19 protein-coding genes are annotated in these 21387 nt (G+C 36.3%); 8 read left to right on the plus strand and 11 right to left on the minus strand.

Annotated features, from left to right (window positions below):
* Positions 1-1371 (minus strand): histidine--tRNA ligase, encoded by a 1371-nt coding sequence (hisS, locus tag ACFJGY_RS12240; protein WP_379964293.1) that lies wholly within the window; start codon positions 1369-1371, stop codon positions 1-3.
* A 150-nt stretch (positions 1372-1521) separates the two neighbouring features.
* On the opposite strand from hisS, the gene ACFJGY_RS12245 reads away from it, so the two are divergent.
* Together ACFJGY_RS12245 and ACFJGY_RS12250 are read left to right on the plus strand one after the other, a co-directional pair.
* Positions 1522-1977: a nuclear transport factor 2 family protein gene (locus ACFJGY_RS12245; RefSeq protein ID WP_379964295.1), complete on the plus strand. Its 456-nt coding sequence runs from the start codon at positions 1522-1524 to the stop codon at positions 1975-1977.
* On the plus strand, positions 1977-2591 hold the full coding sequence (locus ACFJGY_RS12250; protein WP_379964297.1) for an alpha-ketoglutarate-dependent dioxygenase AlkB family protein: 615 nt from the start codon (positions 1977-1979) through the stop codon (positions 2589-2591). The genes ACFJGY_RS12245 and ACFJGY_RS12250 overlap by 1 nt, the downstream gene beginning before the upstream one ends.
* A gap of 2 nt (positions 2592-2593) precedes the next feature.
* On the opposite strand, the gene ACFJGY_RS12255 is transcribed toward ACFJGY_RS12250, so the two are convergent.
* Positions 2594-3745 carry an MFS transporter gene (locus ACFJGY_RS12255; RefSeq protein ID WP_379964299.1) on the minus strand — a complete coding sequence of 384 codons (1152 nt, stop codon included), beginning with the start codon at positions 3743-3745 and terminating at the stop codon, positions 2594-2596.
* Positions 3746-4045: 300 nt separating this feature from the next.
* Between ACFJGY_RS12255 and yidD the strand changes: the two genes are divergently transcribed.
* Both yidD and lgt read left to right on the plus strand, forming a co-directional pair.
* A complete protein-coding gene (gene yidD / locus ACFJGY_RS12260; RefSeq protein WP_379964301.1) occupies positions 4046-4282 on the plus strand; it encodes a membrane protein insertion efficiency factor YidD in 237 nt (78 codons plus the stop codon).
* Positions 4283-4705: 423 nt separating this feature from the next.
* A complete protein-coding gene (lgt, locus tag ACFJGY_RS12265) occupies positions 4706-5563 on the plus strand; it encodes a prolipoprotein diacylglyceryl transferase (protein WP_379970181.1) in 858 nt (285 codons plus the stop codon).
* Positions 5564-5621: 58 nt separating this feature from the next.
* On the opposite strand, the gene ACFJGY_RS12270 is transcribed toward lgt, so the two are convergent.
* A complete protein-coding gene (locus ACFJGY_RS12270) occupies positions 5622-6653 on the minus strand; it encodes a threonine aldolase family protein (protein WP_379964303.1) in 1032 nt (343 codons plus the stop codon).
* 122 nt (positions 6654-6775) lie between these two features.
* On the opposite strand from ACFJGY_RS12270, the gene ACFJGY_RS12275 reads away from it, so the two are divergent.
* Positions 6776-7423 carry a metal-dependent transcriptional regulator gene (locus ACFJGY_RS12275; protein ID WP_379964305.1) on the plus strand — a complete coding sequence of 216 codons (648 nt, stop codon included), beginning with the start codon at positions 6776-6778 and terminating at the stop codon, positions 7421-7423.
* Between the two features lie 29 nt (positions 7424-7452).
* The gene (locus ACFJGY_RS12280) at positions 7453-7941 is read left to right on the plus strand and encodes a hypothetical protein (protein ID WP_379964307.1); all 489 of its coding nucleotides are present in this window, start codon (positions 7453-7455) and stop codon (positions 7939-7941) included.
* Positions 7942-7971: 30 nt separating this feature from the next.
* Here ACFJGY_RS12280 and dnaJ read toward each other — a convergent pair whose 3' ends face one another.
* The 3 genes from dnaJ to ACFJGY_RS12295 form a co-directional block, all read right to left on the minus strand.
* Entirely contained in the window at positions 7972-9093 is a 1122-nt protein-coding gene (gene dnaJ / locus ACFJGY_RS12285) for a molecular chaperone DnaJ (RefSeq protein WP_379964309.1), read from the minus strand.
* Positions 9094-9191: 98 nt separating this feature from the next.
* Positions 9192-9731, minus strand: coding sequence for a nucleotide exchange factor GrpE (locus ACFJGY_RS12290; RefSeq protein WP_379964311.1), 540 nt, complete (start codon positions 9729-9731; stop codon positions 9192-9194).
* Between the two features lie 260 nt (positions 9732-9991).
* Positions 9992-11461 (minus strand): S41 family peptidase, encoded by a 1470-nt coding sequence (locus ACFJGY_RS12295; protein ID WP_379964313.1) that lies wholly within the window; start codon positions 11459-11461, stop codon positions 9992-9994.
* A 199-nt stretch (positions 11462-11660) separates the two neighbouring features.
* On the opposite strand from ACFJGY_RS12295, the gene ACFJGY_RS12300 reads away from it, so the two are divergent.
* Both ACFJGY_RS12300 and ACFJGY_RS12305 read left to right on the plus strand, forming a co-directional pair.
* Positions 11661-12326 (plus strand): head GIN domain-containing protein, encoded by a 666-nt coding sequence (locus tag ACFJGY_RS12300; protein WP_379964315.1) that lies wholly within the window; start codon positions 11661-11663, stop codon positions 12324-12326.
* A gap of 428 nt (positions 12327-12754) precedes the next feature.
* A complete protein-coding gene (locus ACFJGY_RS12305) occupies positions 12755-13453 on the plus strand; it encodes an IS1 family transposase (protein ID WP_379964317.1) in 699 nt (232 codons plus the stop codon).
* 102 nt (positions 13454-13555) lie between these two features.
* Here the strand turns inward: ACFJGY_RS12305 and ACFJGY_RS12310 are convergent, their stop codons facing one another.
* The 5 genes from ACFJGY_RS12310 to ACFJGY_RS12330 all read right to left on the minus strand — a co-directional run bounded on the left by ACFJGY_RS12310 (position 13556) and on the right by ACFJGY_RS12330 (position 21128).
* A complete protein-coding gene (locus ACFJGY_RS12310; RefSeq protein WP_379964319.1) occupies positions 13556-14584 on the minus strand; it encodes a LacI family DNA-binding transcriptional regulator in 1029 nt (342 codons plus the stop codon).
* A 236-nt stretch (positions 14585-14820) separates the two neighbouring features.
* On the minus strand, positions 14821-17472 hold the full coding sequence (locus ACFJGY_RS12315) for a pectinesterase family protein (protein WP_379964321.1): 2652 nt from the start codon (positions 17470-17472) through the stop codon (positions 14821-14823).
* A 44-nt stretch (positions 17473-17516) separates the two neighbouring features.
* Positions 17517-18830: a T9SS type A sorting domain-containing protein gene (locus ACFJGY_RS12320; protein WP_379964323.1), complete on the minus strand. Its 1314-nt coding sequence runs from the start codon at positions 18828-18830 to the stop codon at positions 17517-17519.
* Positions 18831-19055: 225 nt separating this feature from the next.
* The gene (locus tag ACFJGY_RS12325) at positions 19056-19838 is read right to left on the minus strand and encodes a T9SS type A sorting domain-containing protein (RefSeq protein ID WP_379964325.1); all 783 of its coding nucleotides are present in this window, start codon (positions 19836-19838) and stop codon (positions 19056-19058) included.
* 492 nt (positions 19839-20330) lie between these two features.
* Positions 20331-21128: a T9SS type A sorting domain-containing protein gene (locus ACFJGY_RS12330; protein ID WP_379964327.1), complete on the minus strand. Its 798-nt coding sequence runs from the start codon at positions 21126-21128 to the stop codon at positions 20331-20333.
* Between the last annotated feature and the right edge of the window lie 259 nt (positions 21129-21387).

The following is a 21387-nucleotide window of genomic DNA, read 5'->3' on the forward strand; positions in this document are numbered from 1 at the left end:
TTAATTATTCAAAAATTCTTCTATCTTAAGGGTTTTCTGCTCGCCAGTTTCCAAATTCTTAAAAGTAATTGTTTGATCTTTGATTTCCTGTTCACCAAGAAATACCAAATTTTCTATCCCTTTTTTCTCAGCATAAGTGAATTGCTTTTTCAGTTTCGCCGCTTCCGGGTAGAGTTCTGCAGAAATATTTTTTTCTCTCAGTTTTGAGATCAGTTTTAATGCTTCGATAGATTCTGCTTCGCCATAATTTGCAAAAAGGTATTTTACTTTAAGATCCGAATCTTCTGGGAAAATGCCCAATTCTTCCATCACAAGGTAGATTCTGTCCAAGCCAAAGGATATCCCAATTCCGGGAACATCCTTCACACCGAAAACTTCTGTCAGGTTATCATATCGCCCGCCTCCACCGATGGATCCCATTGCAACATCCTTCGCCTTCACTTCGAAAATGGCACCTGTGTAATAATCCAAACCTCTGGCTAATGTAATATCAAAAACCAAATCTTTAGAATCAATTCCAAGTTCCAGAGCATTTTTGATAACGAACTCCAATTCTTCTATGCCTTTCAGTCCGGTTTCGTTTCCTAGAAATTTCTGTTTAAGATTTGACAGATTTTCAAGCGCATCAGAAGATTGAGTGAAAAGAAAATCAAGTTTAGCGATCGCTTCTTCCGAAATTCCTTTTTCCAGCATTTCTTTTGTCACGCCGTCTTTCCCGATTTTATCAAGCTTGTCAAGCGCAACAGTAAAATCAATTAGTTGATCTGCAATTCCTGCATATTCTGCAATTCCGGAAAGAATTTTTCTGTTATTGATATGAACCGAAACGGATAAGTTTAGATTTTTGAATGATTTGAAATATAGCTGAAGTAGTTCCACTTCCTGCCAAAGACTCGTGCTTCCGACAACATCTGCATCACATTGGTAAAACTCTCTGAATCTCCCTTTCTGTGGACGATCTGCTCTCCAAACCGGCTGAATCTGATAACGTTTGTAAGGAAAAGCCAGCTGACCTTGATTCATTGCCACAAAACGTGCGAATGGGACGGTTAGGTCGTAGCGAAGAGCTTTATCAGTAAGACTTTCAGCACTAAAGGGTTTGTCTAAAGCTTTCTGAAAATCAATCTTCATTTGAGCTTTTTTCTCATCTTTGGATTCATTGATGCTTGAATTCAGAATCTTAAAGATCAATCGATCACCTTCTTCGCCGTATTTGCCTGTCAAAGTAGAAAGGTTCTCAAAGCTCGGTGTTTCCAATGGCTGGAATCCGAATAATTCAAAATTATTTTGTAAAATATTAATGATATATTTTCTTCTGGAAACTTCTTTTGCGGTAAAATCTCTCGTTCCTTTGGCTAAACTCGGCTTCATTTTATAATAGATAAATGATGATTGATAATTGGTAAATCGATTGCAAAAATAAGGATTATAGAATAAGGATAGGAAATTTGAAAGGCTAAACTTTGTCAATAATCAATATTTCAAAAGTAAATTGTATTTTAGAACTCTAAATCAAAAAATATGAGAGCATTCAAAATTCTGATTTTGGGGATAATTCTATCTTCAATGCTGATTTCTTGTAATAATTCTAATAAGAAAATTCAGACTGAAAATGAAAAATTAATCAATAATTATTTTAAACTTTTCAATAAACATCAATGGAAAGAACTGTCGGAAATGTATGTTGAGAATGCCGAATTCAAAGATCCATCTTTTGGAACAGGAATCGTAAAGCAATCCAAAGCCGAATTTGTTAAAAAATATTCTGAACTTAATCAAATATTTCCGGATTTAAAAGATAAAGTGATCCAAATTTATCCGTCAGGAGATAAAAATATGATTGTCGAATTTATTTCTACAGGAACTGCGCCGGATCAATCAAAATTTGAACTTCCAATCTGTACCATTTTTACAATTGAGAATGGAAAAATCAGCAAAGATCTGACTTATTACGATAATTTTGAAGAACCAAAATAATGAATCTCTTTGAAGACCAATTTGAATTAATAGAAAACATTCTGCCTTACGATGGCATCACTTCTTATTACGGAAAAGTTTTTTCTGAAGAAGAAGCAAATGATTTTTTTCAAAAGCTAATCACCGAAATCGAATGGAAAAGTGATCAGGCTGTGATATTCGGGAAAGTCATAGAAACTAAAAGGAAGGTTGCCTGGTATGGAAATGAGCCATTCAGTTACACTTATTCCGGAAGAACAAAAACAGCTTTGCCCTGGAACAAAACCCTCCTAGAAATCAAAGAAAAAATTGAAAAAGTGAGCGGCGAATCTTTCAATTCCTGCTTGCTGAATCTCTACCACGACGGCTCGGAAGGAATGGCCTATCACAGCGACGGCGAAAAAGATCTGAAAGAAAATGGCGCCATAAGTTCGGTAAGTTTCGGTGCAGAAAGGAAATTTAATTTCAAGCATAAAACCACAAAAGAACTGGTTTCCCTCATTCTGGAAAACGGAAGCCTATTAATGATGAAAGATACAACCCAGAAATTCTGGCTTCACAGATTACCAACGACCACAAAAATCATCAAACCCAGAATCAGCCTGACTTTCCGAACGATTGATAAGTCTAAATAATTTTAAATAACCGCCTTATATTTCTTCATAAATCCAAGGCAAAGCATCAATCCGATAACCGATAATCCTGCACCAACCAAAGATGGATAATTATACGTCAAACCGTATTCTAAAGGCAATCCACCGAAAAATGCGCCGAGAGAATTCGCAATATTAAAAGCCGCCTGCATAATTGCCGCTGCCATCATTTCAGAATTTTTTGCAGTCCGCAGCATAATGATATTAATCGGCGTTCCGACAGACATCGACAAAACACCGCAGACAAAAGTTAAAATAAGAGAAATAATTTTGTTCTCTGAGAAGAAAAACACACAAATCAAAGCCAGGATCATTGCTGTAAAAAGGATAGATGCAGCCAGAGCCGGTCGCATCCTGTCAGACATTATCCCTCCAAGAAAATTTCCAATAACCATTCCGGAACCTGCCAAAACCATAATGTAAGCGATGAAGTCTGCCGGGAATTTTGAAACACTTGTCATCAAAGGTGTGATGTAGCTGAACCAAGCAAATAAACCACCAAAACCAATCGCCGTGATCGCAATAATATGCCAGGCTTTTACGGACTTAAAAAACTCTAATTCATCTTTCAAAGTGGTTGTTCTCAAACTTTTCATAGAAGGAAGAAGGAACTTGAGAAAGACGATAGTCAGAAGTCCGATGAGAGAAACAACTCCAAAAGCATATCTCCAGGAGAGTTGATGCCCCAGCCAGGTGACGAACGGAACCATTGCGAGGTTTGCGACCGTCAATCCGGCGAACATCATTGCAATACTCTGAGCCTGTTTTCCTGGTTTTGCCAACCGTGAAGAAACTACAATCCCGACTCCAAAGAACGCACCGTGAGGAAGTCCTGATAAAAATCTGACGATCATCATTGTATAATAATCACTTACCAAAGCCGACAATCCATTAAAAATGGTGAAAGCCATCATCAGGAAAATTAAAATTCTCTTCGGAGGGAATTTCGCAGCGTAAGCCACCAAAATCGGTGCGCCTACGACCACACCGGCGGCATAAGAAGAAATCAAATGTCCAGCCTGAGGAATGGAGATTTTCAAAGATTTTGCAACATCCGGCAAAAGTGCCATTATCACAAATTCTGTAGTTCCAATTGCCAATCCGCCAAGCGTAAGCGGAAGTATTCTCTTATCCATTTTGCAAAAGTCCTTAATTTAAAACTTAAATTCAAATTTTAGAGATTCAAATTGTCGAATAGTAAGATTAAATTAAACTATTGTTTAAATTGGGTTAATAATCATCCTTAAATCATTAAGGTTATAGTAATCGTGGATGTTTAGTAAAAGTTGCAGCCGTCCGGCATGGATCCTGATGTAAAATCGAGGGGGAAATGAGAACAGACAAAACTGCCATAAAAATCATGAGAATAACTGTTATTGTTGGTTAAATTTGATCCGGATTATGTTTTTTCTGCTATTTTTGCATAGCTCAAAATTATGCTGAACAAAATTCTCACTTTTCCGATCGTGGTTTTGATAAAGTTTTATCAATTCGCTATCTCACCGTGGATGGGAAAAAACTGCAGATATGACCCGACTTGTTCGCATTATACTTTGGAAGCGCTGAAAGTCCACGGACTCATCAAAGGAGGCTGGCTTGCGATCAAAAGAATCTCGAGCTGTCATCCCTGGGGAGGCGAAGGTTATGATCCTGTCCCGCCAAAACAACATTAAAATTATGTATCAATGAACAATATTTTTCTTAGATTTTATCTAATTATTTTTGCCGGAATCTTCCAGCTGGTTTCTTCTCAAAGCTCTAATGATGGACTATCAAATGGGACTTTGAAGATCAATAATAAAGAAACAATTGCAGTAAAAATCTTCGCTACACAAAACACAACACTTTTCTATGATGAGCCTTCAAAAAATGTTGCCAACGAATTGGTAATCCTGAATGAAGATAATATCACAGCAGAGTCTGCTGAACAGTTGGGGTCTATCCAGAATATTCTTTTGAAGTATAAAGGCTTTAATTATCAGTTTTTGGATAAGAATCTCAAACCTGTCGATGCGAATCTTGATCAGAAAAATATTAAAAATTTTAAATATTTGTTGAAATCCGTGAGAGTCTTAAAACCAACTGACAATACAGAGCTGGAAACGACTTTCAAGATTTGGGATCCTCTGAGAGGTATCAAACTTGGACCTGTGATGCTTCATTTTTACAGTTTGATGTTCATTCTGGCTTTTGGTTTAGGCTATTTCATTATGGCAAAAATATTCAGGATTGATGGTGTGGATGAGAAATATCTGGAGCCATTTTTTACTTGGACTTTGATCGGGACGATTTTAGGCGCCAGATTGGGACACGTTATTTTTTACCAGCCGGAACTTTTCAAAGAGGACTTCCTGAGTGTTTTCTTACCAATCAGTATGAAAGGTGGTCTGCATTTCACAGGGTTTTCCGGATTGGCAAGTCATGGTGCTACGATTGCTTTGATTTTCACAACCTTATATTACAGCTATAAAATCATTAAGAAAAATCCATTCTGGGTATATGACAGAATTGGAATTGTTGTGGCTTTAGGCGGTGCTTTTGTACGATTGGGAAATTTCTTCAATTCCGAAATTATAGGAAAACCTGTAGATCCTTCTTCCCCATTTGCATTTCTTTTCCCTCAGCAAAGTTCAGAATACGGGATCACAATCCCAAGATATCCGACGCAATTGTTTGAAGCTTTTGGTTACGTTTGTCTGTTCATTCTGCTTTGGTTCTTGTATAGAAAAACCGATAAAAAATATCAACAGGGCTGGTTGTTTGGATTATTCTTCATCATTCTCTGGGCAGTGAGATTTTTTGTAGAATTTTTGAAAGAGCCACAAGGCGATGAGTTTATCCATATTGGCAGACTTAATACAGGACAAGTTTTGAGTATTCCGTTTATGATTGCAGGATTGCTAATTATGATCTATTCCAAGAAAAACAGACTTCCGAAAGAAGAAACAGTATAAAAATAAAACTCCCGGATTCGGGAGTTTTTTTATGTATAAATTTTTATGGTTTAATAATTTACAAAGCTTCAATTTCCATTACAAAATTTTCAACTACCTCATCCGAAGTTGCCCACGAAGTAATAAGACGGATGGCAGAATGCTCTTCATCGATTTTTTTCCAGACATAGAAATCGAAATTTTCTGATAGTTTTTCTATCTGAGAATTATGAAGAATTGGAAAGATCTGATTGGTAAAAGTTTCGGATAAAAATTGAAATCCTTTCTTCTGAAAAGCTAATTTGATCTTCATTGCCAGAACGTTGGAATGTTTTGCCAGATCAAAATACAGATCATTTTTCATCAGCTCCAAAAACTGAATTCCCAAAAGTTTTCCTTTTGCCAGCATTGCGCCTTTTTGTTTGATATGGAATCCGAAATCTTCTTTCAGTTTATCATTCGTTATGACAATTGCTTCGCCTAGAAGTGCACCGTTTTTTGTCCCACCGAGATAGAAAACATCAGTAAAATTGGAAATACCTTCCAATGTCAAATCATTGATCTCGGAAGTCAAAGCCTGTCCCAATCTAGCGCCATCTAAGAATAAGTAAAGATCGTTTGACTGGCAAAATTTATATAATTCTTTCAATTCATGTTTCTGATAAATCGTTCCGATTTCTGTGGAATTGGAGATATAAACCAATTTCTGTTTCAGTTGATGCGGCTTGTTGGTATGAGCATTCAAAACAGATTGAATATCTTCCGGTTTTAACTTTCCATCTGCTGTAATAATGCCGTGGATCTTATGTCCGGTTGCTTCTATTGCGCCGGTTTCATTGGTAAAAATGTGTCCGGTTTCTGCAGAGATAACACTCTCGTGTGGGCGGAGAATTGAAGAAATGACTAATAAATTAGCTTGCGTTCCACCACTTACAAAATGAATATCAGCACTTTTATCATTAATTTTATTCTTGATTAATTCTCTGGCTTCATTAGAATAATCATCATAACCGTAACCATTTTGCTGATCGAGATTTGATTTAATAAGCGCTTCTAAAATATTGGAATGACAACCCTCAGAATAGTCATTTTTAAAGGAATATTTCTTCATTTTTTCTTTCTACTTTTTTGAAGATTCAAAGGTATTGAATTTGATTAATGTTGTAAAAATAAAATAAAGTTAATTGTTAGAGTTTAATCTAATATCATCTAACTTTTTATTAATTTTGAAGTATGAATTCTTTAACTGAAGAAAATTATCTGAAAGCACTGTATCATCTTGTAAATGAGAATGATGAAGTTTCTGTAAATGATCTTAGCCGGCAACTGAACATCAAAATGCCATCTGTCAACAGTATGATAAAGAAATTTGCGGATAAAAACTGGGTAAGATACGAGTCTTACAAACCTATCAAACTTACAGAATCCGGAAAAAAGGAAGCATCTCTGATCGTAAGAAAACACCGGCTTACAGAAATGTTTCTGGTAGAAAAGATGGGCTTCGGTTGGGAAAATGTCCACGAGATTGCGGAACAGCTGGAACACATCCATTCCGATATATTTTTTGACAAAATGGATGAGATCCTGAACTATCCGAACATGGATCCTCATGGCGAACCAATCCCCGACAAAGATGGAAACGTCATCCAGCCCGATCATAAAAAACTGAGTAAATGCAGGGAAAATCAGACTGTAGAATTGGCCTCAGTCACAACCTCATCAGAAGAATTTTTGAATTTTTTGAATAAAAGAGACCTCAGCTTGGGTACAAAATTAAAAATCTTACATATCGAAGGTTTCGACCAATCGATGCTGATTGCTTACAACGGACGGGAAGAGAACTTTAGCAAGACGGTTTGTGAAAGGTTGCTTGTAAAATAGATAATGATAAATTGATCTTTGAACATACAATGCTTAAATTCCTACCAATAGAAAATATCGTTTTCAAGACAAAACTTTCGAAAGAACAAGTATTACTAAGACTAAGTGAAAATATTGAAGCAAAAAAAACGTTCGGAATTGGTAATTATTCTAAACCTTATATTGGGTATATAACTGGTAATAATTTTGAAATAGAAAGAGTTATCAATTATAGAAATTCCTTTTTGCCACAGATCAAAGGCAACGTTTATTCAGAACTAGGTGGAACCAGAATAAATGTAAAAATGATGCCTGTTATATATGTCTTATTCTTTATGGCTATTTGGTTTGGTGGTGTTATTATCGGTTGTTTAGCAATGTTTTTCATACTTTTCACAGAAGAATTTACACCGTTTATATTAATACCTTTTATAATGTTGGTATTTGGAATTGGTTTGCTTTACGGTGCTTTCAAAACGGAAAGCTCAAAAAGTAAGAAAGATTTAATGAGAATATTAGAAGCGGAAATCGAACAATAAAAAGAGACTCAATCGAGTCTCTTTTAATATTTAGTTGAACATATCCTTGACTTTATCAAAGAATGTCTTTTCTTTTCCTGTAGGTTCAGCGTTCATATCGCCGTTGTCCAGTTGTTTCTGGAAGAATTCTTTTTGGTCTTTCGTCAGTTTTTGTGGTGTCCAGACATTGATGTGAACAAACATATCACCTTTGCCACCATAACCTTCGATGTTTGGAAGACCTTTCCCTGCAAGTCTTAATATCTTTCCGGATTGTGTTCCTTCATCCACTTTAATTTTCACTTTTCCACCAACTACGTTGATTTCCTTTGTAGTTCCCAAAGCTGCTTCTGCAAAAGAGACATAAAGTTCCTGATGAAGATTGTCGCCTTCACGTTTGATGGTTTTGTCCACTTCCTCTTCTACTACAACCAAAAGATCACCGGGCGTTCCACCAAGTGGTGCATCATTACCCTTTCCTCTCACATTCAGTTGTATACCGTCTCTTGCACCAGCCGGGATGTTGATTGTAATTTCTTCATCTTCTTTCACGAGACCTTGTGCATTGGCTCCTGCAGGGATTTTGTCTGCCACTTTTCCAACACCTTGACAAGTTCCACAAGTCGTTTGCGTCTGCATTTGCCCGAACATTGTGTTCATCATTCTTACCTGCACACCACTTCCGCCGCAAGTAGGACAAGTCTTGGAAGTCACACCTTTCGCCAACTTCATTTTTTTGACCTTGATGGTTTTCTGAGTACCACCAATCATTTCTTCGAGGTTCAGTTTGATACGAACGCGAAGGTTAGAACCACGCGCCTGTTGTTGTCTTTGCTGACCGCCGCCACCAAATCCACCGCCGAAAATATCTCCGAACTGGCTGAAGATGTCCTCCATATTCATTCCGCCGCCGAATCCGCCACCACCGAATCCGCCACCGGCAGCACCACCTAATCCAGCGTGTCCATATTGATCGTATCTTGCTTTTTTATTGTCATCGCTGAGCACTTCATAAGCTTCTGCTGCTTCTTTGAATTTTTCCTCTGCTTCTTTATCGCCAGGATTTTTATCCGGATGATATTTGATCGCCATCTTTCGGTAGGCCTTTTTTATTTCATCGGCATTGGCACTTTTGGAAATCTCCAAAACTTCGTAATAATCTCGCTTGCTCATATATATTTTATGATTGATATTTGATTAATGATAATTGATGAGAGATTAACTGTTATAATTAAAATCATCTATCAACGATCATTTATCATTTATAAATTTTAGTTTCCTGTCACTACTTTTGCGAAACGGATCACTTTCTCGTGAAGTTGATAACCTGTTTCCACTACATCTATAATTTTACCTTTGAGATCTTCTGAAGGTGCCGGAATTGAAGTAATAGCTTCATGCAGATCTACATTGAAAGCGTCACCTTGCTCTACGTGGATTGCTTTCAGTCCTTTTTCTATCAATTTGCTTTTTAACTTTTGATAGATGAGTTCTATGCCTTTAAGTTCAGATTCGTTGCCGCTTTTTGAGATTTCTTTGATGGCTCTCTCGAAGTCATCCAAAATACCAAGCATAGAGGTCATCAGATCTTGGGAAGCGTATAGATAGAAATCATTTTTCTCTTTCTGCGTTCTCTTTTTATAGTTTTCGAACTCTGCATAAAGACGGATATATCTGTCTTTCTCTTCTGCCAAAAGTTCTTCTGGAGTTGGTTTTTGTGACAGATTTTCTTGATTTTCAGCTTCGATATTTTCAGGGGTTTGGGTATCCTGATTTAAGTTTTCCTCGTGTATATCTTTGTTTTCTTCCATAATGATAATTTTACAGGATATGTTTTTCAATTCTTTTGCCAATCGTGTTTTTTTGACAATTAGGCAGAGTTATTATAAGTGATAAATGAAGTGACAACGCTGATATTGAACAAAATTTCTTTGTTGCGAAGCTGCGTGAGCGATGGTAGTGGATATCCTTTTTTGTTTTTTAATGGGAAAAGCTTGGCAAAACAAAAAAGATAGTAACGGACAGCGCGACCTGGGCCAGGACAATGAGGCTGCGCAGGGCACGCCCAATTTTATTTCATTTTATGCGTAACCGTATTCCGGAAATCGATGTCGTCTAATGTCCATTTGAGGATCTTGTCTTCTGTTCCGAAAATATCATCGAAACCGGGATCTACCTGATAATTTGGGATCACGCCTCTGCTTTTATTTTCAAATTCGATATTCGGGCGGATGAGAAATAATCCGATCGGAAGCGTGAGATGCGAATTCGGAAGCGTAACCGTATTATTGACCCCAGCAACAGTTCCATCATTGGCGCCTCCGGTTTCTTCACCAACAATTACGGCTCTTTTCTCGTACTTCAGTTTGGCAGAAATGATGGATGATGCAGAAAAACTTGCTCCATTGACCAGAACATAAATTTTTCCTTTAAAGGCGTTCCCCTTCGGTTTTGTAGGCCTTGATGCAAACTCGCGGAAATAATACCGCTTGTCTTTTTTGGAAGACAAAAAGTAATTGCCGGCAAGGAAAAACGGGTAACCCGGTGCGCTGAGAACAGATGTAAAAACCGACTGACCACGGAAATAATTCTGATGCATTCCGGAAGTTTTGGATGTCATTTCCGGCGCCTTGATGAGCGTGAATCTATCATCTGTGAGATAAGAATATAACGTATTGATCTCGGAAAGTGAACCTCCCAGGTTGTCTCTTATATCCAGAATCAGATATTCGGATTTTGCATATTTTATCTTTCTAAAGGTTTGATCATAAAATTTTTTGGCATACGAAGCAGAAAAGGATTTGATTTTGATGTAGGCAACGCTGCTGTCGGATTTCAGAAATTTGAGGCTTCTGTTGTAACTTTTGGAAACCGTGTCGTAATCCTGAAGTTTCTGATCTGCAGTGACTTTTGGCAGAACATTTTCTTCAGTGATTTCTTTAGGATTTTTTTTCTGTCTTTTGAGGTCAACCTCCGCAATCACATTGTCGCAGACTGTTTTCAGCTTTACGCTGTCCAGATAACCGTTTTCCAGGGTATAATAATTAAAGAAAGTAAGATTGATAAAATACTTTTGAAAAGTTTTATTTTCGCCGTCTGAGCTGTAGAGTTTTCGGTATTTTTTAATTAGATCTGATACATTTTCGTCATTAATCTTTAAAATTTCTGTACCTGCTTTTATCTTTCCAAGATTTTCCTTGTTGTCTTTGACGTACAATCTGTCATCAATGATCTTGTAATCCATCAATGCAAAAAGCGGTTTTTTAGTTTTGAATTCTTTTTGTTCTGTTTTTGAATATTTTTTCCCAACAGATCTCAGCCTGAGATGGCCTTCATTGATACTTGCAACAACCGGCGCCAATCGAAAATAGAACTGGTTGGGTGTCAATGGTTTTTTTATAGATGTTTTGAGGCTGTCAAACTTGTAATCTAATTCTTCTTTTGAAATGTACCAATAAAGATTCGGATGGAATTTCTGAAGCTTTTCATAAGTGTAATCTATATCTTTTCTAAGCTTTGAAACGGGAATATCCTTATCCAAAAAAAGATTTTTCTTCTTGACAGATTGGCAAGAAAATACAATTATTAATATAAGAAATATAAGCCCCTTTTTCATCTAAAACTTTAAAAATAAGTTTTTTAAACCAAAAATATAAGCTCAATACCAACTTTAACGTTTTATAACAAAAAGTGGTTTTAGATTTGTAAGGTTGTGCTACTATAAATTAACAATTAAAATTATGAAAAATATAATTCTTGCAGCATCAGCATTTCTGATTTCTCAGTTTTCTTTTGCTCAAAGTAAAGACGTGACCGCTTTTACAGCACTTAAAGTTTTTGATAAGATTCCCGTTCAACTGGTATCATCAGATTCTTACAGAGTCGAAGTGAGTGGGAATATGGCGGATGATGTGGAGTTCGTAAACTCAGGAAACGAACTCAGAATCCGAATGAAACCTACCAAACTTCTGCAGGGAGACGATATTAAAATACTGCTTTATTATAAAGATATCAGCGACATCCAAGCAAGCCAGGGTGCAAAAATAACATCAGACAACGAAGTAAAATCTGCAAAATTGGGATTGACATCTAACGAAGGTTCTCTAATAAACCTAAATGTAAATGCCAGCGTAGTAGAAGGAAAAGTAAATACCGGCGGACTTTTACAGTTATCCGGAAGTTCCGATTCTCAATCTGTAGTCGTCAATACCGGAGGAAAATATGACGGAAAAAACCTAAGCACAAAAATCACAAGCATAACTACCAATGCAGGCGGGCAAGCATCTGTGAATGCTACCGAATCTGTGGATGCCACGACAAGAGCCGGCGGAGTAATTGATGTTTACGGAAAACCAAAATCTAAAAACGATAAGAAAATTGCAGGTGGTAAAATTAACTATCGCTAAGGTCTTAATTCTTCCTAAAATTCTGAAATATACGAAAGCACCTTAAATAAGGTGCTTTTTTAGTTAATATTAATAAAACTCTTGCCGTTTACTTTCCACAAATTGTGTTTTAGTTGAGTTAATTCTACTTAACATAATAAAAAACATAAAAATTTATTTAAAATTTTGTTAAAATATTATTAAGTTCGCAACTGAAAAAACAAAACCAATGAAAAAAATTTATATCAGCATGGGGATGTTAATCCTTAGCTATTCCCATGCCCAAAAAGTAAGCTGGCAGAAGAATGGGTAATGCTCCAAACTTAGTGATACCAATAATTATAAGCATTAACCTATTGAAAATCAATTAAAATACTAATTGAAAAATATAAATAACAAGGGTGGGTAAGTCTATCCTTGTTTATTTTTGGAGAAAAAGCATATCACAAATGATTGAGAATGATATTAGATGTATTAAAGTTAGTGATACAGGAATCTGTCCATTTTGCTATTCTAATAAAATCATCAAAAATGGAACTACAAAAACCAGAAAACAACAATATCTCTGCAAAAAATGTGACCGCAGATTTTTAGATTTCTATACATACAATGCATATCTCCCAAACCTGAATTCGTTGATTATTAAATTGACCAAAGAAGGTTTAAGCATTCGTTCCACAGCGAGAACATTAAAAATCTCAATAACCACTTTACTCAAAAGAATTCTAGACATAGCAGATAAAATAAAATCACCTGTTTTATCTTTCGGTAAAACTTATGAGCTGGACGAGATGAGATTTTTCATAAGGAAGAAAACCAATCCAATGTGGTTGGTGTATGCTATCGATAAAACCACAAAAGAGGTAGCCTGCTTCTATCTCGGGAGAAGAAATAACACAACCCTAAATGCAGTTGCAAAAACCTTAATCAATAGCAAGACAAAGAGAATCTATACAGACAAACTGAAGAATTATAAATATCTGATTCCGGGAGAAATTCATACAACTAAACAATACGGAACAAACGGAATAGAAAGGAAAAACCTAAGCATAAGAACACACCTGAAAAGACTGAATAGAAAGACAATCTGCTTTTCCAAAAGTATAACAATAACAGCAGCTGTTCTGAAGATTTATTTCTGGGAATAAAAGCTAAAAGAATAGATATGAGAATTTAAATGTTAAGCTAAAAATATCTTTACATCAATATTTAACTCAAGAAAATCCCATCAATTACTTGATGGGATTTTTTTATTTTCTTGAAGAAGACTGCCGGACACAAAGCATTGGCGTGAGCACCAATTTCTTTTCTATCGTGATGCCAGAAAAATTATCTTTGATACTTTCCAGAAAAACATTACCTGATATTTTTCCCATCATCACCGGAGTCTGATCTACAGAACTGATAGACAGTTCCATAAACTGCGTAAAAGGCTCATTACTGAATCCAATAACGCCAATATCATCCGGCATTTTCAGTTTAAGATTCTTGATTTCTTTGCAGGCACCGAGAGCCGTAAAATCGGATGCCGAGAAAATAGCATCGGGTTTAATTTTTCTTTTCCAAAGGCTTTTCATCGCATTGATTCCTTCCTCTATGGAACTTCCTGTATTGATGATATTCTCCTGAATCACTGGTAATTTGTAATCCTTCAAAGCACTGATATAGCCATTGAGCCTGTTTTGATAGATCTCCAGATTCTGATCTCCGGAAAAGTGGCAGATGTTTTTATAGCCTTGGTTGATGAGATGTTCCGTTGCCTGATAAGCGCCTTTATGATCATCAATCGTAATCGTACTGATGCCGGGAATGTCTTTTTTTCTATCAAAAAATATAATCGGCGTATTGGTTGTGCTTACAATTTTTTTGACATATTCCATATCCGAAGTATTCTTGGAAATCGAGATAAAAATACAATCTACCTGGGTATGAAGCAGGGTATTAAGCTGTTTTTTTTCTATGGTTGCATCATCGTGGCTTTGACAAATGATCACCCGGTAACCGTGCGGAGACAACTCCTCTTCTATCCCACGAATGACTGACGAGAAAAAGTTGGTATTGATATACGGAACAATGACGCCCACAGTTTTGGTCTCTCCACTTTTGAGGGCTTTTGCAAGATTGTTCTGTTTATAGTCCAGTTCCTTTGCCATATTGACTACCAATTCCTTAGTTGCCTGGCTGATTCTGGGATGATTGTTCAGCGCTCTGGAAACAGTCGCTACACTCACATTCAGTTTTTTGGAAATGTCATAAATCGTGGTATTCTTTTTTGTCATATCTTCTGTTGTGGAAAGTCATTTGAGTTGATGTAAATATATAAAATAATCCTTGTTGGCATTGATTTTTGTGAATCAAAGTTTAAAAAAAGCAAGGTATTAATTTCTTAATCCCCTTGTATTTTAACTGATTTTCAAATAATTGCATTTTGAGATATCTTCTACAATAAACTTAATTAAGAAAAAAAAGCCAATCCATCGAAATGAAATTGGCTTTCCATTATTAATCTTAATTATTATTTCTTAATCAGTTTTCCATTGATCTGACCGGAGTTTGTTTTTAAACTGTAAAAATAAATTCCTGTTTGTAAATCTTTGGTTTGAATTGTCAAACTGTTCGATCCTGATTTTTGGTTAACTTTCGTTATATTTTTAACAATTCTTCCTGTCATATCGGATATTTGAACATTAACATCAGAACCAGATTTCAAATCATAAGCAATCGTCACCTGATCTGTAAACGGATTTGGATAAACGCTCAGTTTTGCATCCTTAATATTATTAACTGCCAACGTCGGGAAGTCGATAACAACAGAAGATTCCGGCATCCAGTCGAATAAAAATGATGGATCTGTTTCTTTTTTGAAAACATTGGAAATTGTGTAAACTAAAGATTGTGTCTGAGTAAGGACCACACCTCCATTCGCTCTTTGAGCCAGTCTGTCTGGTGTTGCACCGTCTCCGGTATTCCCATATTCAACAAATGTTACAGGAAGTGTTCCGTTAATCGGTGTTGTCCATCCAATCGGATTCAGCATCGATGGTGTTGCACATCTGATGAAAGCAGATTTTGGTGTATTCTGCCAAGCTCTTCCGAAATGGAAATTGTTGATAACCGTTCCATTAAAATCTGTAGTTCCGGCAGCCGGCACTGTCAAATTACAGTCTAAAAATACGAATCCGAACTTGGTTGTAGATTCTGTAGATGGTGCTGTAACAACACTGTTCTGACGGTTGATATAAGTTGTACACTGATCAAAAACAACAGTCTGGCGACCGAAGATAAAATCAACATTACCTTCTATATAAGAGTTTTTGAAATATGCTCTACCAATGCTGTTTCCTAAATATGTATCCTGATAACCAATGATTCTGCAATCGTAAAATGCCTGACGGTCACCCTGCGTTTTAAGAGCAACAGCCTGAGTTGCAGAATTGATCTGAGTATTGGCTGTAGAGTTCACAAATGTGTTTTCAATTGTAATTTTAGACGCTGTAAAATCATTTCCAAAAATTGCCATTGTCTGAGAAAGAGAAGTTCCATACGCCAAACCTGTATCAGGATTGATGGTTCCTGCTGCGATATTGTTTGTGATAACGGTTGTTGGTGCATCGTCTCCAATTAAAAATACATTAGATTTAGTTGCAGCAAGTGTAGGTCTTTCCGTATAAGTTCCCGGTTTGATATGGATGATCCATTTCCCCGTGTAATTATCTGGTACCGCATCAAAAGCAGCCTGAACTGTCATATAATCTCCTGTCCCGTCTTTGCTGATCGTTTTGGTAACATCCGGGTCTGTTGCTTTGGTTGTAACCGTGGCTACAGATCCGTAAGATGTTCCCGCAGAGTTGGTTGCAAAAGTTCTTACATAATATAAAGTAGAAGGATCCGCTCCGAAAACATAAGAAGAGAATGCTCCTAGTCCGGAACCTGTAGATACTTTGGTATCACTTTCAAGACTTGGGGTGTTATTGGTTTTTGACCAGACAATTCCACGTTCTGTTACATTTGCACCACCCCAATCTGTAACATTCCCTGAAACTACAAAGGACTTGTTAGTCACCTGAGATTGTGAAGTTGTACTCACAGTTGGTGCAACGATACTTGCTAATGTTGTAAAAGAAACCTGAGAACCATAAGCCGTTCCTGCAGAGTTGGTTGCATAAGCACGAACGTAATAGGTAGCTCCGGCAGTCAATCCAGTTAATGAACTTGTATAGGCTCCCGAAGTTGCATTATCCGTAGTTTTAGAATCAGCAATTGTAGGATTCTGGTTTGTGCTCCAAACTACACCGCTTGCTGTAACAGCGCCACCTCCGTTGCTGGAAATAGTTCCGCCCGACACTGCAGTTGTTGTAGAAACTGAAGAAACGGCAGTTGTAGAAACAGTTGCAGGATTTGCAACTGCGCCTTCCATCGTTCCGGAAATTTTTATATTTCTTAATGCGAATTGCTTACCTGTTGTAGCAGATGCTATGTATGGATAAAATCTAAGATATAATTTTTGAGCTCCGGAGATTACTACCGGTGTTGCAAGCGTCACATTTAATGTTGTTGTCTTGCCACTTGGCGTCAGCTGAGTCGGCCCCTGAACCAGGACTCTGTCTGCAAAGGCAAATTCTCCGGTTAAACTGTAATAGGCCTGATAATACATATTGCTGGTTCCGCCTGCTCCGACTAATCCATCAAATTTGTTAATAGTAAAAGTCCCGCCATTGGTAGCATTGACATCGATCTGAACATATTTTGTTTCATCAATCGTGCTGGTGCTTCCTGTTCCTGTCCAGCTGTTTGTATTGGTTCCTGTAAACTGAAAGAAGTCAACATTGCTGTCCGCAGTTCCGTCTCCGGTAAAATCAACTTTGCTGTTGACTTCTGTTTTTAGATTTGCAGAATAAGTAAGACTTGATTCCAGATTACCTTCCAAAGATTTTGTAGTAACATCTGCTATCAACGGCCAGTTTACAGAAGCCGGAGTAGATTCAAAAACATTTGAATTGACAGTCATTTTTTTTGCAACCTCTTTTAATTTTATCTTGGCAAAAGAAGTTTTGATGGTTTTATCTGATGAATTGGAAGATCCTGAGAGAAAAGAAAAACCTTTCCCGATCCCGAAAATCATCACAGCACTTAGTAGTGCAACTGGTAAGATTAGATTTTTTTTCATTGGTAATTTTGATTAATAGTTATGAAAAATGGTTTTAATGCAAATTATTTTACAATTACTTTTTGGACATAAGAGCTATCATCAGTTTTCACTTCAAATAATTTTACACCCTTGCCTAATTTTTTCAGAGATATCGAATTGATTGTATTATTTCCTTTGCTTAGATTACCTTGGTAAACAGTTCCTTCTGACTTTCCGGAAATGTCGGTTACTCTGATCTGAACAGGCTGGTTATTTTCTTTAGAAAAAATTTTGAGCGAGATTTGTTCGGAAGCGGGATTCGGATATAATAAAGATGCCGAATTATTTTTTGAACTCACTTCCTCTGCTGCCAAAAAAACGCAATCTGTTGGCTGCAAAAGAACCGCTCCTGCTCCACTCATTACAGTTTGTTTTACATCCTGAGAAGCAATTTTATTAATTGTATAAGGCGGCACGAAAGCCGTTCCTGAACCTGTCATAGTTCCGGTAGCTCCTGAAAATGTATTATTCACCAATTGTGCTGCTGTGAAAGTTCCTGTTTCTAATCTGATTGGATTTTTAACATTTTCAAAATAATTACCTTCTATCAGAAGATCCGCTTTGAAACCTGCATAAATGCAATAATTGCTGACAGAACTGTTGAAATAATTATTTAATAAATGAACTTTTCCAAATCTCACTCTCGGCATTCTTTCTCTCACGCCAGGTCCCCACCAGCAATACTGCATCGTGATTCTTAGTTTTCCATCATCTTGTGTTGCGCTGTCATCAGACCCGAAAAGATTAGAAAAACGGTGATCATTGCTGCCGCCGGAACCACCAGGAATCGGAGCTTTAAGATATTGGAACTTTGTCCAGGTTACTGTGATCAGGTCAGAAGCATTTTTGATATCAAGGTTACCATCCAAAGCATCCTGGAAAGTACAATGATCTACCCAGACACTTGTGCAGTTATCAAGTGTAAGATTATCATTTCCATCCACATCATAGGCACCAGGACCTTCGAAAGTGATATTTTTGATCAGGATATTAGAACTGTTTTTTGCATATAGGATTCCTGATCCTCCGGAAGTAAGATCCACAGAAATAAGTCTGGCTCCGGCCAATCCTAAGATTGATTTTCCAGTTTGATTATTAAGCGTCAGACGTCCGGCCGCCGGAAAAGTAATTTGCCCGGAGATATGAATCACTTTCACAGCAGTAGAATTGACAGCCGCTTTTAGCTGATCATAAGTCGTCACAACGGTTGGTGTAGCTGTTCCGCCACCCGTAACACCGTTTTGAGATGCCCAGCCGGAAACAGGACATTGTGCTTTCATATTGGACTGGAATACCGATACAATCAGAAATGCACTTAAAAGAAATAGCTTTTTCATTAGAATAAAATCTATTAAATTTTGATTAGAATTGAGGAATTGAAATATCAGAATGATACATCAAATTTTAATATAATAGAATGGTTATTAACAAGTTAACCCTTAGCTTATATTGAGAAAATTGTAAAAAAAAGTTTGATGAAAACGCGTTTCATCAAACTTTAATTAATGAAAAATTTAATTCATATAAATTTTTATTGACTTTAAATCTTCCCAGGCTCGGTCTTATCTTAAAAGAACTTTCACAGATTTTTCACCTGCTTCAGATTTTAAGTTTACGATATACAAGCCTTTATTATTTAATTCAAAGTTAGCATCAGCAGAAGCAGTCATCGCTTTTACCAAAGATCCGTTTGCATTGAAAACATTAACCTGAGTATTTTTAGAATCAAGATTTGCCAAGAATACTTTGTTACCTACAGAATAAACTGTTGCTTTCATATCTTTCTTCACATCGTTTACGCCCAAAACAGTCGTACCAACGTTAGTCGCTGTAATTTTGTAGATGTTAAGAGACTGGTCTCCGTAGATATACACGTTAGTAGCAGGACCAACATAATCATAAGTGTAAATGATACCATCTGTAGAGTTAGAATAAGTTTTAGAAGCAAGGATAGCAGTACCAGTTCCGATATACAACGTACGATCTCCAGAACCTCCGTTTTTGTACCAAACAGTGATGGAAGTGTTACCGTTTGTTTTAAAATACAGGTAACGTTGTGTTGGCGTAGTATTAACTCCTGTTGAAGTATAGCCACCTCCGTTCAATTTGAAACGTTTTGAGAATGAGTTCCCGTCAGAAAAAGTTGCAGTATTAGCCTCTACAGCCGCAAAGTTTACAACAGTTGCGGGTCCAGGAACAAGCGCAAGATTATTTTTCACTGTAGCTGTCAGTTCACCAGAAGTAACCGGCCAGGCAGCACTAGAGAAGTCCCAAGTGGTTTGAGCTTTGAAAGAGTTAACAGAAGCTACTACTGAAAAAGCTAAAAGAAGTAATGATTTTTTCATGATAAAGTAATTTATATAATTGTTTAAATATTTTAATGCAATCGATTACACAATTATCTGTAATAATTCGACGGTTCTAATATAAAATTATTATTTAATATCAAGATATTTTTTTTTAATTTAACATTAATTTTTTTTAACATTAATAACAAACCTTCTATTAAAAGTACTTTTAGAAGATTAAAAAAATTATTTTCCTGAAATTTCACTTTCTTAAAATTGGTTTTTAAGCTAAAAATCAGTGCAATCGGTTGTATAAAATTGACTAAAATCTTAAGCAATTTGATCAAAAAACAAAATTTCAAAAAAATTGTTTACATCAAATCTTTCAAAGATTCAAATTTTTGTTATTATTGATTTGTTGAGAAACAATTACAAAACCTTTCTTATACATTTTTTTTCTTTTGAATTCTGAAAAAAAACAAAAACCCTATAAAAAAATTTATAGGGTTTTCTGAAAAAAATTATGAAAATATTTACTGTTTAGCTTTCTTATTTTAATAGGACTTTCACCGATTTTTCACCAGCTTCAGACTTTAGATTGACGATATAAAGCCCTTTACCATTGATATCGAAGTTTGTATCAGAAGAAGATTTCAGAGATTTCACAAGAGATCCGTTCGCATTATAAACATTGATATCTGTTTTTTTAGATTCCAGATTAGCAACATAAATTTTGTTCCCGCTGGAATAGACATTTGCTTTTACGCCAGACTTGACATCATTCACAGCCATTGTATCAGTATTGGTCACTTCAATTTTGAATAAACTGTTATCACCGGCACCAGCAGCAATTATTATCGTTCCTACACCACCTGTATATGTTACTGTACCTATCTGGATATCAGTGGCTGCAGTAAAAGTAGTATTACCGATTACAGTTTGGTTCGTTTTGTTTGTAACAACTATCGATCTGTTGGCTCCACCACCTCTAGCCCAGTATTTAATTGTAGAATTACCAGTTACAGATACTTCTAAATATCTTCTTGTAGGCATAGTTCCAACAGTTCCGACTGCAGGATTGGTAGAACCGCTGTAGCTGTTTCCTCCAAACGCCAGACGTTGTGTTGCAGAATATCCATCACCGAAAGGACCCGCATTCTGCGCAGAAAAACCCGTAAAAGCACTACTTCCGGCGATGAACATCAAACCGTTGTAATCTGTTGTATAGCTTAAACCTGCTGTAGTCCAGACTGCGGCATCATTAAAATCCCAGGTTCTGGTCTGCGCAGTGATAGTTGAAACAAAAGCACCAATAGACAGCGCAAAAGAAAATAATAGTTTTTTCATGATAAATAATTTTATTTTAGTTAGGTTTATAATTTAATGCAATCGATTACACAAATAATTATAGATAATCGACGGTTCTAATATAAAATTATTTTCAAATCATCACACAAATTTTTAATTTATTTTTTCTCAGAATATTAATTTTCATTAATATAAAATTAAAATACCCTTTATCTATTTAATATATCAGTTAAATAAACGTTTGAATAAAAATGATTTTAATCAAAGAATTCGATCTAAAAAACATACTTTCCAGTTC

It is taken from the genome of Epilithonimonas sp. UC225_85 (assembly GCF_042695135.1).
GTDB lineage: Bacteria > Bacteroidota > Bacteroidia > Flavobacteriales > Weeksellaceae > Epilithonimonas.

Coding starts and splice junctions, on each gene's coding strand:
- ACFJGY_RS12305 (WP_379964317.1), top strand. CDS start 12,755: ATGATTGAGAATGATATTAGATGTATTAAAGTTAGTGATACAGGAATC.
- ACFJGY_RS12300 (WP_379964315.1), top strand. CDS start 11,661: ATGAAAAATATAATTCTTGCAGCATCAGCATTTCTGATTTCTCAGTTT.
- ACFJGY_RS12245 (WP_379964295.1), top strand. CDS start 1,522: ATGAGAGCATTCAAAATTCTGATTTTGGGGATAATTCTATCTTCAATG.
- ACFJGY_RS12255 (WP_379964299.1), bottom strand. CDS start 3,745: ATGGATAAGAGAATACTTCCGCTTACGCTTGGCGGATTGGCAATTGGA.
- ACFJGY_RS12275 (WP_379964305.1), top strand. CDS start 6,776: ATGAATTCTTTAACTGAAGAAAATTATCTGAAAGCACTGTATCATCTT.
- ACFJGY_RS12270 (WP_379964303.1), bottom strand. CDS start 6,653: ATGAAGAAATATTCCTTTAAAAATGACTATTCTGAGGGTTGTCATTCC.
- ACFJGY_RS12330 (WP_379964327.1), bottom strand. CDS start 21,128: ATGAAAAAACTATTATTTTCTTTTGCGCTGTCTATTGGTGCTTTTGTT.
- hisS (WP_379964293.1), bottom strand. CDS start 1,371: ATGAAGCCGAGTTTAGCCAAAGGAACGAGAGATTTTACCGCAAAAGAA.
- ACFJGY_RS12310 (WP_379964319.1), bottom strand. CDS start 14,584: ATGACAAAAAAGAATACCACGATTTATGACATTTCCAAAAAACTGAAT.
- yidD (WP_379964301.1), top strand. CDS start 4,046: ATGCTGAACAAAATTCTCACTTTTCCGATCGTGGTTTTGATAAAGTTT.
- dnaJ (WP_379964309.1), bottom strand. CDS start 9,093: ATGAGCAAGCGAGATTATTACGAAGTTTTGGAGATTTCCAAAAGTGCC.
- ACFJGY_RS12290 (WP_379964311.1), bottom strand. CDS start 9,731: ATGGAAGAAAACAAAGATATACACGAGGAAAACTTAAATCAGGATACC.
- ACFJGY_RS12320 (WP_379964323.1), bottom strand. CDS start 18,830: ATGAAAAAGCTATTTCTTTTAAGTGCATTTCTGATTGTATCGGTATTC.
- ACFJGY_RS12315 (WP_379964321.1), bottom strand. CDS start 17,472: ATGAAAAAAAATCTAATCTTACCAGTTGCACTACTAAGTGCTGTGATG.
- ACFJGY_RS12325 (WP_379964325.1), bottom strand. CDS start 19,838: ATGAAAAAATCATTACTTCTTTTAGCTTTTTCAGTAGTAGCTTCTGTT.
- ACFJGY_RS12250 (WP_379964297.1), top strand. CDS start 1,977: ATGAATCTCTTTGAAGACCAATTTGAATTAATAGAAAACATTCTGCCT.
- ACFJGY_RS12280 (WP_379964307.1), top strand. CDS start 7,453: ATGCTTAAATTCCTACCAATAGAAAATATCGTTTTCAAGACAAAACTT.